At 53.7% G+C, this 15,335-nt stretch carries 12 protein-coding genes; all 12 read right to left on the bottom strand.

Annotated features, from left to right (window positions below):
- Positions 1-76: 76 nt before the first annotated feature.
- The 12 genes from GN242_RS05265 to pbpC all read right to left on the bottom strand — a co-directional run bounded on the left by GN242_RS05265 (position 77) and on the right by pbpC (position 15,325).
- Positions 77-2,509: a glucose/quinate/shikimate family membrane-bound PQQ-dependent dehydrogenase gene (locus tag GN242_RS05265; protein WP_154753803.1), complete on the bottom strand. Its 2,433-nt coding sequence runs from the start codon at positions 2,507-2,509 to the stop codon at positions 77-79.
- Between the two features lie 262 nt (positions 2,510-2,771).
- The gene (locus tag GN242_RS05260) at positions 2,772-2,996 is read right to left on the bottom strand and encodes a zinc ribbon domain-containing protein (RefSeq protein ID WP_154753802.1); all 225 of its coding nucleotides are present in this window, start codon (positions 2,994-2,996) and stop codon (positions 2,772-2,774) included.
- An 89-nt stretch (positions 2,997-3,085) separates the two neighbouring features.
- Positions 3,086-4,585, bottom strand: coding sequence for a ribosome biogenesis GTPase Der (gene der, locus GN242_RS05255; RefSeq protein WP_154753801.1), 1,500 nt, complete (start codon positions 4,583-4,585; stop codon positions 3,086-3,088).
- A gap of 220 nt (positions 4,586-4,805) precedes the next feature.
- Positions 4,806-5,987 carry an outer membrane protein assembly factor BamB gene (gene bamB, locus GN242_RS05250; RefSeq protein ID WP_154753800.1) on the bottom strand — a complete coding sequence of 394 codons (1,182 nt, stop codon included), beginning with the start codon at positions 5,985-5,987 and terminating at the stop codon, positions 4,806-4,808.
- A gap of 33 nt (positions 5,988-6,020) precedes the next feature.
- Positions 6,021-6,641 (bottom strand): YfgM family protein, encoded by a 621-nt coding sequence (locus tag GN242_RS05245; protein WP_156287004.1) that lies wholly within the window; start codon positions 6,639-6,641, stop codon positions 6,021-6,023.
- Positions 6,642-6,678: 37 nt separating this feature from the next.
- A complete protein-coding gene (gene hisS, locus GN242_RS05240) occupies positions 6,679-7,956 on the bottom strand; it encodes a histidine--tRNA ligase (protein WP_156287003.1) in 1,278 nt (425 codons plus the stop codon).
- Positions 7,957-8,052: 96 nt separating this feature from the next.
- Positions 8,053-9,174, bottom strand: a complete 1,122-nt coding sequence (gene ispG, locus GN242_RS05235; protein WP_154753799.1) for a flavodoxin-dependent (E)-4-hydroxy-3-methylbut-2-enyl-diphosphate synthase — start codon at positions 9,172-9,174, stop codon at positions 8,053-8,055.
- Positions 9,175-9,214: 40 nt separating this feature from the next.
- Positions 9,215-10,213 carry a cytoskeleton protein RodZ gene (rodZ, locus tag GN242_RS05230; protein WP_154753798.1) on the bottom strand — a complete coding sequence of 333 codons (999 nt, stop codon included), beginning with the start codon at positions 10,211-10,213 and terminating at the stop codon, positions 9,215-9,217.
- The gene (gene pilW, locus GN242_RS05225) at positions 10,203-10,934 is read right to left on the bottom strand and encodes a type IV pilus biogenesis/stability protein PilW (protein WP_156287002.1); all 732 of its coding nucleotides are present in this window, start codon (positions 10,932-10,934) and stop codon (positions 10,203-10,205) included. The genes rodZ and pilW overlap by 11 nt, the downstream gene beginning before the upstream one ends.
- An 87-nt stretch (positions 10,935-11,021) precedes the next feature.
- Positions 11,022-12,191 carry a dual-specificity RNA methyltransferase RlmN gene (rlmN, locus tag GN242_RS05220; RefSeq protein WP_154753796.1) on the bottom strand — a complete coding sequence of 390 codons (1,170 nt, stop codon included), beginning with the start codon at positions 12,189-12,191 and terminating at the stop codon, positions 11,022-11,024.
- Between the two features lie 167 nt (positions 12,192-12,358).
- Positions 12,359-12,790 carry a nucleoside-diphosphate kinase gene (gene ndk, locus GN242_RS05215; protein WP_154753795.1) on the bottom strand — a complete coding sequence of 144 codons (432 nt, stop codon included), beginning with the start codon at positions 12,788-12,790 and terminating at the stop codon, positions 12,359-12,361.
- A 219-nt stretch (positions 12,791-13,009) separates the two neighbouring features.
- Positions 13,010-15,325: a penicillin-binding protein 1C gene (gene pbpC, locus GN242_RS05210; protein WP_156287001.1), complete on the bottom strand. Its 2,316-nt coding sequence runs from the start codon at positions 15,323-15,325 to the stop codon at positions 13,010-13,012.
- Positions 15,326-15,335 lie beyond the last annotated feature (10 nt).

The following is a 15,335-nucleotide window of genomic DNA, read 5'->3' as shown; positions in this document are numbered from 1 at the left end:
GGAAGCAATAAAAAAAGGCCCCTTTAGCGATAAAGGGGCCTTTTTGACATCAGGTCAGCAAGTGATTAGCCAGGCCTTATTTGTCCAGTGCGTAAGCAATTACATAATCACCACGATCCGGCGACTGCCTTGCGCCGCCCGCTGAGATCAGAATGTACTGCTTACCGGTTTTCGGTGATTTGTAGCTCATCGGGCCGCCCTGGCTACCCACAGGCAGACGAGCTTTCCACACCTCTTTACCGGTTGAGGTGTCGAATGCACGCAGATAGTAATCCTGAGTACCTGCGATAAACACCAGGCCACCCTGCGTTGCCAGCGTACCGCCCAGCGTTGGCATACCAACCGGCATCTGAGCATGCATTTTGATACCAAACGGCCCGGTATCCTGCACGGTACCGACCGGCACCTGCCACATGATTTTCTGCGTTTTCAGATCAACTGCGGACAGTGTACCAAACGGTGGCTTCTGGCAGGGAATGCCCAGCGGCGACATAAAGCGGTTTTTGTTTACCGCAAATGGCGTTCCTTTCAGCGGAACCGCACCCATACCCGTATTCACCGATTCTCCGCCATTGCTGGCAGGGCCTTCGCTGGTTTTCGCCGGGATCATCTGTACCCACAGGCCCAGACGCATATCGTTGGCAAAAATGTAGTGGTTATTCGGATCCGTAGACAGGCTGCCCCAGTTCATACCGCCCAGTGAACCCGGGAAGCTGAGGGAGAGATCGGTACCCGGCACGGTATAAAGGCCGTTATAGCGCATAGATTTAAAGCCAATACGGCAGGCCAGCTGATCAAACGGCGTGGCGCCCCACATATCAGATTCAGTCAGCGTGTCGGCACCAATCTGCGGCATACCCACCGACTTCGGCTGCGTCGGGGTGTACTGCTCGTTCGGAATATTACCGCGCGGCACCGGTACTTCTTTCACTTCGGTCAGCGGCTTGCCGGTCAGGCGATCCAGCACGAAAATCTGCCCAGCTTTAGTACCGATAACCACGGCTGGCTTGCTGCTACCGTCTTTCATTGGGAAGTTAATAAGGCTTGGCTGCATTGGCAGGTCGAAGTCCCACAGATCGTTATGCACGGTCTGATAAACCCACTTCTCTTTACCGGTAGTTGCATCCAGCGCCAGGATGGAAGCGCCGTATTTATGATCCAGTGCGTTACGGTTCGCGCCCCACAGGTCAACAGAAGAGCTACCCATTGGCAGGAATACGGTGTTCATTGCCGGATCGTAGGACATCGGTGCCCAGGAGTTCGGCGTACTGCGAACGAAGGTTTTGCCCTCTTCCAGTTTCGCATTCGGATCCTGATTGCCCGGGTCAAACGCCCAGCGCATTTCACCGGTGATCACATCGAAGCCGCGCAGTACGCCGCCAGGCATATCGGTCTGCACGTTATCCGCCACACGGCCACCGACAACCACGGTGGTACCGGCCAGCGTTGGGGCAGAAGTCAGCTGATATTTAGGATCGCTGGCATCACCCAGACCGGCTTTAAGGTCAACAAAACCTTTGTTGCCGAAGTTCTGGCACATTTCACCGTTATCAGCGTTGATCGCCACCAGACGAGCGTCAATGGTATTCATCAGAATACGACGCTGGCAGGTATCGCCCGCAGGCAGAGTTACTGCGGTGACAGGCGTAGAGTCAGGCACCGTAGGCTGCTGTAGTGGTTTAGTAGCGTCGAAATAAGCCAGACCACGGCAGCGATTCCATACCTGCGCCTGTGCATTGATTTCGGTTTTCCAAATCTGTTTGCCCGTATCCGCATCAACGGCAATCACATTGTTATGTGGGGTACAGAGGAAGATACGATCGCCAATCTGTAATGGCGTCTGCTGATCTTCTGCGCCGTTACCGGTCGGACTGTCCGGAATATCGCCGGTACGGAAAGTCCATACTGGTTTCAGATTTTTCACGTTGTCGCGGGTGATCTGATCCAGCGCCACGAAGCGGCTACCGCCCGGGGTATTGCCGTAGTTATCCCAGTTTTTCTGCTCGGTTGCTTTATCAACCGGTACCAGCGGCAGCTGCTGACCATTCGATGCCACGGTCGGATGCGGCTGGAACATGCCATACAGGGTTGCCAGCAGGCCCACTACTGTCACCACACTCAGGCCGTAAGCACCTTTCGCGCATGAAGGTTTGCCTTCACGCTTGCGCAGCGAAGGCCAGGTGATCAGTGCCAGCAATAACATACCTGCCAGGAACATCAGGCGGGAAACCAGCGGCCAGAAGTCAATGCCAGCATCAAGCACAGCCCAGATGGCTGAACCAACAAACACCAGGGCGAAAATAACCACCGCTGAGGCCCGGCGACGGAAGAACTGAATGGCGGACAGCACGGTGAAAATACCGGCAATCACGAAATACCAGCTCCCACCGAGTGAAACTAATTTTCCACCACCAATAACAAAATAGAGGCCTGTTGCCAGTAAAATTAATCCCAGCAAGAAACACCACAGGCTCAACCATTTGGATGACCCGGCATTTATTTGAGGCATAGCAGAAATACTCCTGGAGGAAATAAGGCGGTTTTTTATAAATACCCTATTTTTATTAACATGTTACACGGGAGCGATCCCGTCCTGCTTTTACCGCTGATGCTCAGAATGCACGGCTGGTGCGGAAGAGCACCGGTAGTAAGCGGCAGAATTGTACCACCAGGTTCATAATGTGATAAACAGAAAATTAACAAGCTGCTCACGATCAACAACCGTAGCGCAAGCAGTCGCACAAAATGATTAACGTTATCTTTGCTGGGGTTTATTGATTAGCGGGGGGCGAAGGCAGCCAAAGCAGACGTTTTTTTGATATCAACCCGTGTCCTTGCTGGCAAAAATAGTCGATGGCACCGCAGGCTTTCAGTACGTTCAGGGGATGGTGGCAATCAGGGCAACAGGCGGTGAAGTGCTGCTGACATTGCGGACAGAAAAGCCCGCTATCAGTGGTCGTCATTTGATGCTGGCATTGCGGGCAAAGTATGTCCATTTGGTATCTCCTGTCTCTTTGCTTTCAGCATATCCAAAAATTGCGCCAGACGGGTATAAAACAAAGGGGCCATCAGGCCCCTTTGTGGATCAACGTTTGTTCTTTTTCAGATGGCTCATTAAGCGCTGGCGCTTACGCTGCTGATTTGGCGTCAGCAGGTTACGTTTGCCTTCATAAGGGTTCTCACCCTCTTTGAACTGAATCCGGATTGGTGTACCCATAATTTCCAGTGAACGACGGAAGTAGTTCATCAGGTAACGCTTATAGGAGTCCGGCAGGTCTTTCACCTGGTTGCCGTGGATCACCACAATCGGCGGGTTATAACCACCGGCGTGAGCATATTTCAGCTTCACACGACGGCTGCGTACCAGCGGCGGCTGATGGTCATCGGCAGCCATATTCATAATGCGCGTCAGCATTGAGGTGTTAACGCGGCGCGTTGAACAGTCGTAAGCTTCGGTCACCGATTCAAACAGATTACCTACGCCGCTGCCGTGCAGAGCGGAGATAAAGTGAATACGTGCAAAGTCGATAAAGCCCAGACGGTAGTCCAGCTGCTCTTTCACTTCGTCACGGATCTCCTGCGACAGGCCATCCCACTTGTTAACCACAATCACCAGTGAGCGGCCACTATTGAGGATAAAGCCCAACAGCGAAAGATCCTGATCGGAAATACCTTCGTGCGCATCGATAACCAGCAACACCACGTTGGCGTCTTCAATTGCCTGTAGTGTTTTAATTACCGAGAACTTCTCAACGGTTTCTGTCACTTTGCCGCGCTTGCGCACGCCTGCGGTGTCGATCAGAATATATTCACGACCGTCACGCTCCATCGGGATGTAGATACTGTCACGGGTGGTACCCGGCATGTCGTACACCACCACACGATCTTCACCGAGAATACGGTTAGTCAGCGTTGACTTGCCCACGTTAGGGCGGCCAACGATAGCCAATTTGATCGGCAGATCCAGCGGGTTGAAATCATCGACTTCTTCCGGCGCTTCTTCGCCGTTAGCTTTCGCTTCTTTCGCTGCCAGTTCAGCCCAATAGGCCTCGTTTTCTTCTTCTTCTGTCAGCTCACGTTCTGGCGCAACAACATCCATCCACGGCAGCAGCACAAGCTCCAGCAGGCTGGTAACACCGCGTCCGTGGGATGCTGCAATCGGATGGATCTCGCCCAGACCGAGTGACCAGAAGTCGACAACGGCAGAGTCTGCATCCAGACCATCTGTTTTGTTGGCAACGATAAAAGTTGGCTTCTGACGTGAACGCAGATGTTTAGCAATGGCCGTATCAGCAGGCATCAGCCCGGCACGAGCATCGACCATAAACAGCACCACGTCAGCCTCTTCAATCGCCAGTAGCGACTGTGCAGCCATACGTGTTTCTACGCCCTCTTCGTTACCATCGATACCGCCGGTATCAATACAAATAAACTCACGCCCTTCTATCTCAGCGCGGCCATATTTGCGATCTCGAGTAAGCCCAGGAAAATCCGCCACCAGCGCATCTCGCGTGCGCGTTAAACGGTTAAACAGGGTGGATTTTCCCACATTGGGACGCCCGACCAGCGCGACCACAGGTACCATATTGAAGCCTCATAACTAAAATAATTACGCCTGGCTGTGAAGTTTATTCGCCGCGACTGGCAGAGTTCCGACCGCAGGGCTCAGGCTGATGGCGCTAAGGATAACACGCCTGGAGCAAAACGAAACGGCCCCTGATGAAATCAGGAGCCGCTTTACCGTCATCTTTCCGTCTGCAAACAGGCAGGCGGAAATTTATCGGGTAATAACTCAGAGAGAAGGATTAACGCGTAATCGCGTAAACCTCACCGTCTTTAGACTGGATCAACAGCTTGTCGCTGGCAACAACAGGTTCAGTCTGGAAGCCGGAGCTGTCCAGTTTCTGCTGTGCAACAAAGCGGCCATCTTCGGTATTGATCCAGTGCAGGTAACCTTCGCTGTCGCCAACTACCAGGTAACCGTTATACAGCACTGGTGAAGTCAGGTTACGGTGCAGCAGATCGCTCTGACGCCACACGGTAACACCACCATCAATGTTCAGAGCAATCACGCGATCGTCCTGATCCACCAGGTAGATACGGCCACCGTCAACAATCATGTCGTGGACTGAACCGATTTCGCGTTTCCACAGAATCTGACCAGAACGCAGATCCAGCGCGGTAAGATTGCCGTTATAGGCCAGTGCATAGACAACGCCGTTAACGATAATCGGAGTGGTATCCACATCCGCCAGGCGATCGATTTCGGTCGCGCCGCTCGGCTGAGAGATACGCTGCTGCCAGATAATCTGGCCCTGGTTCATAATTACGGCACTCACGCGACCGTTATCGCCACCCACAATGGCAGCACCAAAGGCGGTTGCAGGCGCAGACTCACCGCGCAGGCTCAGTGCCGGCACGTCGAGGTTAACAGTCCACTTAACGTTACCGCTGGTCTGATCCAGGCCCTGAAGCATACCGTTGCTGGTATGCACCAGTACCAGGCCATCGCTGACAACCGGACGGGACAGCACTTCACCGGATGCTTTAGTCTGCCAAGCGATCGAACCGTCGCTGGTATTCAATGCGTAAATCTGACCGCGCTCGCTGCCAACATAGAGATGGCCAGCATCAACGGTCAAACCACCAGAAAGCAATGCAGGAATATTACTGGAGAAGAAGCCCGTTTTTTCTGACAGGTCAACTTTCCACTGCTCTTTGCCATCACCCGCATTCAGCGCTTTAACCACACCGTGGCGATCGGCAGCATATACGGTGCTGTCAGCCCAGGCCGGGTGGAGATTAGAGTAGAAATCGCCCACGCCATTGCCGACTGAAGTGCTCCAGACTTTTTCTGGCTCGAACTGATTCTGTACAGTCGGCAACGGTGACATTTTAACAACGTCTTCTTCACCGCTGAACCATGAACATCCGCTAAGTAAGGTGACTGACATCAGCCCCGGCAGAAGTAACTTACGCAATTCCATGAAATCCCTCTTGTGCCATTTCAGGCCAAATTATTAACCCGGCAGATTGTTCACTTTCATTTGCAGCATCTCTTTCAGCGTCGAAGACGCATCAGAAGCGATCCCCTGGCTCCACGCATCGCGTGCGCCTTTTACGTCGCCTTTGCTGAGTAACGCTTCGCCGCGGATATCGGCCACGATGACTGCCCAGCCGTCGCCCTTAATGCTTTCCAGTGTTTTTAACACGGAGTCAGGCTGTTTCTGCTGGAGCTGGATACGTGCAAGACGCAAATTAAGTACCGCTTGCAGATTAGAGTCTTTGGTACTTTTCAGCCCACTCTGCAACTGCTCTGCTGCTTTATCCAACTGATTGTTGTCGATATAACGTTTTGCCAGATCCAACGAGGCCAGGGCACCGTAGGTATTGTTATTTTCACTGGCAAACTTCGCCACTGCTTCAAGAGAGGCAGGTTTACTGGCGTCCAGCGCCGACGTCACCTGCTGATATGACGCAGAAATTTCACGCGATCCGCTGTCCTGGTGATTGTTCCAGTAACGCCAGCCAAGTAATGCGCCGACGCCCAGCACCACACCAACCACTAACGCTTTGCCATTCTGGGCAAAAAAGTTTTTCAGCGCATCTACCTGTTCGTTCTCGTTGCTATACACTTCCACGCAATCCTACTCCTTTAAATCGTGCCGCCGCAGAGGCTTAACGCTGTAACATCGATGCCAGCGTGGCTGCCGCATCAGACTGCGCGAGCGTTTGCTGCTCGCCGTTACGTAAATCTTTAATTACCAGCTGGCTCTTAGCCACTTCGTCTTCACCGAGTACCAGTGCAATGCGGGCACCCCACTTATCTGCACGAGCAAACTGCTTCTTAAAGTTGCCACCGCCAAAGTTAGTCATTAGCTTCAATTCCGGCAGCGCATCTCGCAGCTGTTCTGCCAGCAGCATTGCTGCGCTCTGGACGCCCTGACCTGAAGCGATAACATAGACATCAACAATGCGCGTCGGTTCAAATTCAGGGTTAACTGCCTGAACCAGCAGAACAAGACGCTCCAGCCCCATCGCAAAACCAACGGCTGGCGTTGCGCGCCCGCCCAGCTGCTCGACCAGGCCATCGTAGCGCCCACCGGCACAAACTGTGCCCTGTGAGCCCAGGCTGCTGGTCACCCATTCAAACACCGTGCGGTTGTAGTAGTCGAGACCACGAACCAGACGCTGATTGACGGTATAGGCAATTCCGGCTGCATCCAGCAGGCTGCACAGCCCGGTGAAATGCTCGCGAGACTCGTCGTCCAGATAGTCGCCGAGGGTTGGCGCATCATTCAGCAGAGCCTGAACATCTGGATTTTTACTGTCCAGCACGCGCAGCGGGTTAGTATACATGCGGCGTTTGCAGTCTTCATCCAGCACATCAACGTGCTGTTCAAGGAAGGCCACCAACGCATCACGGTAATTAGCACGCGCCTCAAGCGACCCGATGGAGTTCAGCTCCAGGCTCACGTGATCGGCAATACCCAATGCTTTCCACCAGCGAGCCGTCATCATAATCAGTTCAGCATCAATGTCCGGGCCTTGCAGGCCAAACACTTCGGCACCAATCTGGTGGAACTGGCGATAACGCCCTTTCTGCGGTCGCTCATAGCGGAACATCGGGCCGATATACCACAAACGCTGTTCCTGATTGTACAGCAGACCGTGTTCAATGCCCGCGCGCACACAGCCAGCGGTACCTTCCGGACGCAGCGTCAGGCTTTCACCGTTGCGGTCATCGAAGGTATACATCTCTTTTTCAACCACATCGGTAACTTCACCGATAGCGCGTTTGAATAACGGGGTCTGCTCTACAATCGGCAGGCGGATTTCACTAAAACCGTAGCTGCCAAGAACCTGCTTGAGGATCTGCTCGATACGCTGCCACACCACGGTGTCCGCAGGAAGGTAGTCGTTCATGCCGCGAATGGCCTGGATATTTTTTGCCACTAAATTTCTCTCAAAATTAAGTCTGTACAGGCCAGCTTACTGGCCATTTAGAGCCCGGCGCGCTTCAGCATCGCCTGATACAGAACTTTGCTAAAATTATTTTTCGACCTGTTGAATATCAATCCGGCGCGATGCGTCCAGGATAGTGGCTTTGGCACGAATGCGCGCTTCCAGCTGGTCGATCATATTGTCATTATCAAGACGTTCGCGCAGACGCACGCCATCTTCATAGAAGCCGCTTTTCTTGCTGCCGCCGGTGACGCCCATCGTTGAAACCGTCGCCTCGCCCGGGCCGTTAACCACGCAGCCAATAATAGAAATATCCATCGGCGTGATGATATCTTCCAGCCGCTCTTCTAGCGCATTCACCGTACCAATCACGTCAAACTCCTGACGGGAACAGGTTGGACAGGCGATAAAGTTAATCCCACGGGAACGGATACGCAGCGATTTGAGGATGTCGAAGCCCACTTTCACTTCTTCAACCGGGTCAGCCGCCAGCGAGATACGCAGAGTATCGCCGATGCCTTCAGACAGTAACAGTCCGAGGCCAATCGCAGATTTAACCGCGCCCGCCCGCGCGCCGCCTGCTTCGGTAATCCCCAAATGCAGCGGCTGATCGATCTGCTTCGCCAGCAGTCGATACGACTCAACGGCAAGGAACACGTCCGAAGCTTTCACGCTGACTTTGAACATATCAAAGTTGAGGCGATCGAGGATATCCACATGACGCATGGCGGACTCCAGCAATGCCTGCGGGTTTGGTTCGCCGTATTTTTCCTGCAAATCTTTTTCCAGCGATCCGCCGTTCACACCAATACGGATCGGGATATTGTAATGACGCGCACAGTCCACAACGGAACGAATACGTTCTTCATTACCGATATTGCCTGGGTTAATGCGCAGGCAGTCAACGCCGTATTCGGCAACTTTGAGGGCGATACGATAGTCAAAGTGGATATCTGCGACCAGCGGGACATTCACCTGCTGTTTGATCAAACGGAAAGCTTCTGCGGCATCCATCGTTGGCACGGACACGCGCACGATATCAACACCAACGCGCTCCAGAGCTTTAATCTGTGCGACCGTGGCGGCAACGTCGGTGGTACGGGTATTGGTCATGGACTGAACGGCAATCGGTGCGCCGTCACCCACAGGCACCTTGCCGACGTAAATGCGCTTTGATTTGCGACGGGTAATGGGTGCTTCGTTATGCATATTCTTTCTCCACAATCACTCGCGACCAGAAAAAGATGCGTTATTGCGCACCGATGGTCAGGCGAGCAACCTGGTTAGTACGGATAAAACGACTCAGATCGACAGGTTTACCCTGATATTCAATCTGTACTGCGGCCGGAGCACCAATCTTCAAACGATAGGGCGCAGTGCCGGCAAGGCTGAGTTTACCACCGCTGCGTTGAATACCGCTGAACAGTTTCTTACCTGTTGCATCGGTCACTTCCAGCCAGCAATCGCTGGAAAAATTCATTACTACAGCGTTCGGGTCAACAGCAGGCTGGCTGACGCCAGCGCTGCTGGTAGGCAACTGACCACTGGCACCGGTATCAACCGGTGCCTGGCTTGGTGAAACCACCGCAGGCTGAGAATTATCAGCCTGAGTGTTTGCCGCAGATGACTGCGCCGTGGCAGATGGTGCGGCAACAGCAGGCGTACTGCTGGTGTTCGCAGAATCTGCTGGCGGCGTGGTATCTGACGGTGCTGCCATCTGCCCACCGGTATCAATGCCGGTGCTGGCATTACTATCGGTCAATGGGATCGACTGGCTGTTATCCCCTTCAGACGTCGCGTTTTGATCTGCCATAGTCACCAGATCATCCTGAGCGGCTTTATGATTCTGCCACCACCAGGCTCCCGTCAGTCCCACCACAACAAACAACACCAGCCAGGTGAAAATCATCAACCAGCCGTCGCGTTTTTTGCGGCGTTTACCGAGGGAGAAACTCTGCATCGGTTCTACTTTCGCGGCTCTGACCGGGGCCTGTTTGGCCATCATCGGCAGCAGCTCTTCTTCCGGCACGCGAACCAGGCGCGCGTAAGAACGGATATAGCCACGCAGGAAGGTCGATGCCAGATCGGCAGGCGACTTATCCTCTTCAATATCACGAACAGTGGAAAGTTTCAGGCAGAGGCGTTCAGCAACATTCTGCTGAGTCAGGCCCATAAGCTCACGGGCACCGCGCAGGCGCTCGCCTGTTGAATTTACGTTAGATTTTTCTTGAGTGGCTTCAGTATTCATTAGCTAAAAAATGCTGGTACTGTATCGATTGTGGAAAAACTTGCGCAAGCTGTGCCCCATAATAACGAACATCATCAGGCTGATTTGCCTGCGCGGCGAAGCGAATCTCTAACCACAGGCTTTCTGCCGAAACAGGAAAGTTGTGTTGATAAACATCTAACAGAAGGCGTGAATCTGCACGGCTCCCCTTTCCAAATCGCCTTTCGGCTTCTGCCAGCATTGGCATTCCTTTGGTTGCATCGGTTTGCACCGCGTCCTTCAGCGCTTTACGCGCCTCATCATACTGGCCGGCATTCAAATAACAGTAACCGGAGTTTTCAACACTATCGGCACGAAGCCCATTTGCTGAATCATCCATGGCCCTGCGGAAGTGCCGTTGTGCCGCATCATACTGCCCTAAACCGCAGAGAAACGCACCGTAATTATTAAGCACATAGCCGTTTTGCGCTGCTAATTTCAGGGCTCGACGATAATGTTGCTCCGCCATACTGTTGTCGCCCATCTGCTGCTGATAGCGGGCCATTGCCAGTTGGGTACGATAATCGCCTGGTGCGAGGTGAATCGCACGCTGTAAATTTCTGCGCGCAGCATCATTGTTGCCGCGCGACAGCCAGGCCATTCCCAACTGAATCCGGGTTTCAACCAGTGCATCCGGCGGCGGCGAAGTTTGGCACCCCGCCAGCAATACCACGAGTAACAACGCGACTATCCCTGCCTGCATCCCTGTTTCCTCCTGTCTCCATCAGCGACTTATGGTACGCCAATATGCTCAGGTGCAACACGGAACTACGCAGGAAAAAGCCTGGTTTCAGAGCGTCTTCACAGATATGGCTTCACCCGCCATTTTCTTTTTAAGAGTACGCTTGGTGCGGTCAATAACGTCACCCGCTAACTGACCGCAGGCGGCATCAATATCATCACCACGGGTTTTACGCACAATAGTAGTAAAACCATAATCCATCAACACTTTAGAGAAGCGATCGATACGACTGTTCGAACTGCGACCATAAGGTGCCCCCGGGAAGGGGTTCCACGGGATCAGGTTAATTTTACATGGCGTATTTTTCAACAACGCAGCCAGCTCATGGGCATTATCGGTGCTGTCGTTGACGTGATCGAGCATCACATACTCAATGGTTACGCGCCCCTGGTTAGCATTGGACTTGCTGATATAGCGGCTGACCGATGCCAGGAAGGTCTCAATATTGTACTTTTTGTTAACCGGCACAATTTCGTCACGAATTGTGTCATTTGGCGCATGCAGAGAAATCGCCAGCGCCACATCGATCATATCGCCCAGCTTATCCAGTGCCGGAACAACACCAGAAGTGGAGAGTGTTACGCGGCGTTTGGACAGGCCAAAACCAAAATCATCCAGCATGATTTCCATGGCCGGAACCACATTGGTCAGGTTGAGCAGCGGCTCCCCCATCCCCATCATCACCACGTTGGTGATAGGGCGCTGGCCGGTGACTTTGGCTGCACCGATGATTTTCGCCGCACGCCATACCTGACCAATAATTTCTGATACGCGCAGATTGCGGTTAAAGCCCTGCTGCGCTGTTGAACAGAATTTGCATTCCAGCGCACAGCCCACCTGGGAAGAGACGCACAGGGTGGCGCGATCTTTTTCCGGAATATAGACCGTTTCTACCTGCTGCCCACCCACCTGAATAGCCCATTTGATGGTGCCATCTGAGGAGCGTTGTTCTTCAGCCACCTCCGGTGCGCGGATCTCAGCCAGCTCTTTTAGCTTGTTGCGGAAGACCTTGTTAATGTCGGTCATCTCATCGAAATCATCACAGCAATAGTGATAGATCCATTTCATTACCTGGTCGGCACGAAAAGGTTTTTCGCCCAGGCTGGCAAAAAACTCACGCATCTGCTGACGGTTAAGATCAAGCAGATTGATTTTGTCTTTTTTAGGGGTAACGATTGCAGGAGATGCGGACGACGGAGTCACAATAAGTTCTGACATAATATTCTCTGGCCTCGTTGTTACACGTTATGGCACTGGTTTTGGAGTGAATAAAATAGAAACGCCCCTGAACATAATGTCAGGGGCGCATTATTGTACTCATGACTTCAGCAGGGTTAAAGCAGCAAACGCGCTTTTTTTGTAAACCCTCTGCGTCAGCAGCCGAATTAACGGGTGCGCGGGCAGATTTCGCCTTCACCGAAGAAGTATGCGATTTCACGGGCAGCAGATTCAGCAGAATCAGAACCGTGGGTCGCGTTCTCGGTGAAGCTGTCAGCGTAGTCAGCACGCAGAGTACCTGCCAGCGCGTTCGCCGGGTTAGTTGCGCCCATCAGGTCACGGTGACGCTGCACGGCATTTTCGCCTTCCAGCACAGAAACAACAACCGGGCCAGAAGTCATGAATTCTACCAGGCCATCAAAGAAAGGTTTACCCTGGTGTTCCGCGTAGAAACCTTCAGCCTGCTCTTTGCTCAGGTGCAGCATTTTGGTACCAACAATTTTGAAGCCAGCGCTTTCAAAACGGTTAAAGATGGCACCGATAACATTCTTTGCTACAGCGTTTGGTTTTACGATGGAAAATGTACGCTCAATAGTCATTGTTGACCCCTGTATTATCTTTCGAGTTTAGCCGCGAAAACGGTTCCCGGCCGGGAAAATGGCCGCAGATTATAGGGGGCATAGCGAGAGATGCATACCGAAGATTCAATAATTTATTGAAAAATTCGATCCTCATCGCGCCATTTCTCCCCCACCTGCGGCTATTTTACGCAGGCTGGCGAATGATGACTATAAAAGCGCCTTGGGATCCGTCTGAAATTAGTTAATTAACGCAACATTAATCACACGGCTATCGGCGCGGCCGCGATCGTCCACTGCCCGAATGCGGTATTTCCCGGGGCGGGATGGTCGCCAGTCGAGGGGCGTTTTACTGGCGCTGCTCCCCAGATAAACATCATCAACAAACCAGTAAACGGTGGTGCTGTCAGCGTCAGTTACGGCACTGAAGCTGATATTATCCCGCCCTTTTTGCGACTGACGCAGCTGGTAAGTGGTCTGTTTTAGCGGCGAAGTGATACGCGGCGCATCTCCGCCTGTTGCGCCCTGCTGGCAGGTAACAGGCGGTGGCTGGCGCTTAGGTAACCCTGCCTGCATAAAGACATTAGCCAGGTCTGAGGGCCAGTATTCGAATACCTCTATATGCGTCGTTTGAGCATCCCAGGGTGCACATACCGGCTGCCCGCTCTGATTATCAATGCGCAATGGCCGGTAAACAGTATCGACTTTAATCGGCGACTTTCCGGGGATAAACCAGCTTTTGCCGCGCTGCTGGCACCACTGTGTCGGCAGGTCACCGCTGGGCAGACAGATTTCCACGCGTTTCAGATGTGAAGGGAAACGATGTTTAGGTTCGCTCAACCCCGGGTAGCTGGCGATCACGCTGTCGACGATATTGAAAAACAGCGGGGCGGCAGCCTCTACGCCAACAAAGGCGTTATTACCCTGCCCGTTAAAATTACCCTGCCAGACCACCAGCACGTAGGGGCCGAAAATGCCCACGCTCCACGCATCACGAAATCCCCAGGAGGTGCCGGTTTTCCAGTACACCGGCAGCGATGAAGGACGCTGCGCCAGCGTATCACCAGGGCGGCGGTGCTGGCGCAGAATATCCAGCGTCATAAAGCTGGCCTCTTCACTTAGCAGGCGGAAAGCGGGCGGCAGTGGTTCACGCTCGCGCATACGCAGCGCGCGCAGTTCGCCACGGTTTGCCAGCATTGCGTAGAGCTTTGCCAGCTCCTGTGCCGTGACTTCTCCCCCGCCGAGTACCAGAGAAAGTCCGTAATGTTTTTCGCTGGCCATGCCGCTGATACCCGCCAGCTGTAAAAACTGCCAGAAGCCTGGCTGACGCAGCCTGGATGCAATTGCTACCGCCGGAATATTGCGGCTGAAATTCAGCGCATCGGTGGCGGTAACCGGGCCAAGAAAACGGCGGTCAAAGTTTTCTGGCGCATAGCTGCCGAAAGAGTACGGTACATCTTTCAGGACGGTCATCGGGTGCAACACACCCTGCTCCATACCCAGCGCATAGATAAATGGTTTCAGCGCCGACCCCGGCGAGCGTTTAGCTAAGGTGCCATTAACCTGCCCGTGAATCTGTCGGTTGTAATAGTCGGCTGATCCCACCATTGCACGTATGCCCATATCGCGGGTGTCCACCAGCAGCACCGATGTGTTGTGAATACCCCGGCTCTGGTTGCGGCGAATAAATGCGGTTACCTGTCGCTCCACCAGCCGTTGCAGGCTGGCATCCAGCGTGGTATCGACCCGGGGCAAACGTTCACCGGCCTGCAACTGTTCAATAAAATGCGGCGCGGTGAAGGGTAAATCCTGCGGCTGGCGTAAGGCCAGCGGCAGCTGAAACAGTGCCTGTTGACCGGGATCGGTGGCGTAATGCTGCTGCCAGCGACGGAACAGACGATTACGTGCCTGCATCAGCGGCGGGCTGACCTCGCCGCTGCGCGGATTGATGCGCAGGCTGGGTGACTGAGGCAGCACCGCCAGCGTCAGCGCTTCTGCCAGCGTCAGCTGTGAGGGCGGCTTCGCAAAGTAGATCAGGCTGGCTGCGCCAATGCTTTCGATGTTACGCCCGTAAGGGGCGTAGTTAAGATAGGCTTCCAGGATATCGTGCTTGGAGTAGCTGAGTTCCAGCTGAACGGCACGCAGCACCTGAATCACCTTTCCACCCGGGGAACGGGTGTTGAGCTGCCACATCATACGGGCCAGCTGCATGGTGATAGTGGAACCGCCCTGCTTGTTGCCTCCCAGCACATAGCTGCGCCAAAAACCGCGCACCAGGCTCAGGGGATTAACGCCGGGGTTGAAATAAAACCAGCGGTCTTCATGCAGCAACAGGCCGTCTACCGCCAGCGGTGAGATCGCCTCCAGCGGCGTCCACTGACGATAGCGGTCATCACTGGCAAGCGACAGCCGCAGCAGCGTACCGTGCCGGTCATACCAGGCCGTTGAGAGCGGCACACCCTGGGATAGCGGCGCGTGCGGCCACAGGCGAAAGCCCGCCAGCAGCAGCGCCAGTAATCCCAGCGCCACGGCCATATTTTGCAGCAGCCGTTTCATTATGCCACGC

The organism is Erwinia sorbitola, assembly GCF_009738185.1.
Lineage (GTDB): Bacteria > Pseudomonadota > Gammaproteobacteria > Enterobacterales > Enterobacteriaceae > Erwinia > Erwinia sorbitola.
This window is presented reverse-complemented; position numbering and strand designations above follow the sequence as displayed.